The organism is Phenylobacterium sp. (genome assembly GCF_004799395.1).
In the GTDB taxonomy this organism is placed as follows: domain Bacteria; phylum Pseudomonadota; class Alphaproteobacteria; order Caulobacterales; family Caulobacteraceae; genus Phenylobacterium.
The window spans coordinates 1-2,440 of record NZ_SSMZ01000222.1 but is presented as its reverse complement, the minus strand read 5'-3'; the positions used below and the strand labels follow the sequence as shown (position 1 = coordinate 2,440).

Genomic DNA, 2,440 nt, shown 5'->3' with positions numbered 1-2,440 from the left:
GGCCGGGCTGGAAGACACCGTGCGCTGGTATGTCGACAACAGCGACTGGGTCGAGGGCATCCGCCAGCGCGGCTTCCAGTCGGAGCGGCTGGGCCTGGTCAAGGCATGACCGTGCGCGTCCTGCAGTTCGGCGTCACCGGGCAACTGGCTCGCGAGCTGCTGGCGCAGGCCAAGGACTTCGACGTCGAGATCACCGCCCTGTCGCGGGCCGACGCCGACTTCGCCAATCCGCAGGCTGTGGTCCAGCGTGTGAGGGACGCGAAGGCCGATCTGGTCGTGCTGGCGGCGGCCTATACCGCCGTGGACCTGGCGGAGACCGAGCGGGACCTGGCCTTCAAGGTCAATGCCGAGACGCCGGCCGCCGTCGCCGCGGCGCTGGGGCCTGACGGGCCGCCGCTGGTGCAGGTCTCCACCGACTACGTCTTCGACGGCGCCAAGGGCTCGCCCTACGTCGAGACGGATGCTCCGGCGCCGCTGAATGTGTACGGCGCCTCGAAGCTCGAAGGGGAGCGTGCGATCCTGGCCGCCCATCCGCGCAGCCTGATCCTGCGGACGTCCTGGGTGGTGTCGAGCCACGGCAAGAACTTCGTCAAGACGATGCTGCGACTGGCGGGGGAGAGTAAGCCGCTGAAGGTGGTCGCCGACCAGTTCGGCCGCCCGACCTCGGCGCGCGACCTGGCGCGGTTCATCCTGGGCCAGGCCGAGCGCCTGGCGAAGGCCCCGGCCGGCGACGCCGCGTTTGGCGTCCACCACTTCGCCAACGCCGGCGAAGTCAGCTGGAAAGGCTTCGCCGAGGGAATCTTCGACATCGCCTTGGGCGCCGGCGCGCCGGTGGTGGGCGCAGCCGCCACGGCGGACTGGCCGGCGCCGGCCCAGCGGCCGCTGCGTGGCACGCTGGACACCGGCAAGCTGGAACGAACCTACGGCGTGACGCTCCGGCCCTGGCGCGAGGCCCTGGCCGAGATCGTCAGGGAACTTCAATCGGAACAGAGGTCGGCGGCATGAGACGCGGCGTTATCCTGGCCGGCGGCTCCGGCACCCGGCTGCATCCCCTGACCCTGGCGGTCTCCAAGCAGCTGCTGCCGGTCTACGACAAGCCGATGATCTACTATCCGCTGTCGGTGCTGCTGCTGGCCGGCGTGCGCGAGATCCTGATCATCACCACGCCCGAGGACCAGGCGGCGTTCAAGCGGCTGCTGGGCGACGGGTCGCGCTATGGCGTGAAATTCGAATATGTCGTGCAGCCAAGCCCCGACGGCCTGGCCCAGGCCTATATCCTCGGCGAGGACTTCATCGCCGGCGAGCCCAGCGTCATGGTGCTGGGCGACAACATCTTCTTCGGCCAGAACTTCACCCGCTCGCTGCAGGCGGCGGACGCGCGGACGAGCGGGGCGACGGTGTTCGGCTATCTGGTGCAGGATCCCGAACGCTATGGGGTTGTCGAACTGGGGCCTGACGGCAAGGCGCTGGGCATCGAGGAGAAGCCGGCCGTCCCGAAATCGAACTACGCGGTCACCGGTCTCTATTTCTATGACGGCCGCGCCAGCGAGTTCGCCAAGACCCTGAAGCCTTCGCATCGGGGCGAGCTCGAGATCACCGCGCTCAATCAGGTCTATCTGGAAGCCGGCGAGCTCAACGTGGAGCTCCTGGGCCGGGGCTTCGCCTGGCTCGACACCGGCACCCACGACAGCCTGATCCAGGCCGGCGAATTCATCCGCGCGGTCGAGCAGCGCCAGGGCCTGCGGATCGGCTGCCTGGAGGAGATCGCCTTTCGGCGCGGCTGGATCGACGCCCAGCAACTGCGTCAACTGGCCGACGGTCTGGCGAAGAGCGAGTACGGCCAGTACCTGCGCCGGCTGTCCGAGCGGCCTTTCAGCCCCGATGACCTTGCGGAATAATGCGCCGCGGCGTGAAACCCAATCGGCTTGAGCGCGTCTCTAGAAAAATAGAGCTCTGACGCCGGCCGCCACTGCGAACCACAGGCCGACGGAAGCGCTCGCGGCCACGACGAGGCCGACGCCCAAAGGCAGGCGGCGGATCGGCGCGGTCTCTAGGGAGACGCTGCGCGGGCTGACGTCTTGGAACGATACGTCTGCTGGCATCGGACTTGCTCCGGACCCGTCCATCGGGCGGCGTGTCCCATAAGACACCGGGTGCGCTTAAGGACTCGTGCCCAGGAATGGAAAATGCCGCGTTAAGCGTCTTTCGGTCGGGCGCGCGCGTAGTTCGGATTGGGACCGGGGGATGAGCTGCGTGAGCACGCTGGCGGATCATGGCGAGATGAAACGGCCGGCCTCGACGGCCGTGGGCCAGCGCCGGTCTTCCCAGTCGACGCAGCCCTCGCACCTTCCGGTGGCGACGCATCCGTTCAAGCGCGTGCTGGACGTGTCGATCGCGGGGTTCGCGCTGTTGCTGTTCCTGCCGCTGCTTTTGGTGGTGC

General features: G+C 68.2%; 2 protein-coding genes and 1 pseudogene. All 3 read left to right on the top strand.

Annotation, left to right across the window (positions count from 1 at the left end):
- The first annotated feature begins 105 nt into the window (after positions 1–105).
- Positions 106–1,005, top strand: a complete 900-nt coding sequence (rfbD, locus tag E8A12_RS14265) for a dTDP-4-dehydrorhamnose reductase (RefSeq protein ID WP_293369888.1) — start codon at positions 106–108, stop codon at positions 1,003–1,005.
- Positions 1,002–1,898 (top strand): glucose-1-phosphate thymidylyltransferase RfbA, encoded by an 897-nt coding sequence (gene rfbA, locus E8A12_RS14260; RefSeq protein ID WP_293369885.1) that lies wholly within the window; start codon positions 1,002–1,004, stop codon positions 1,896–1,898. Before rfbD ends, rfbA begins: the two co-directional genes overlap by 4 nt.
- 355 nt (positions 1,899–2,253) lie before the next feature.
- Positions 2,254–2,440 (top strand): annotated as a pseudogene (locus E8A12_RS14255) (hypothetical protein); the annotation flags it as partial.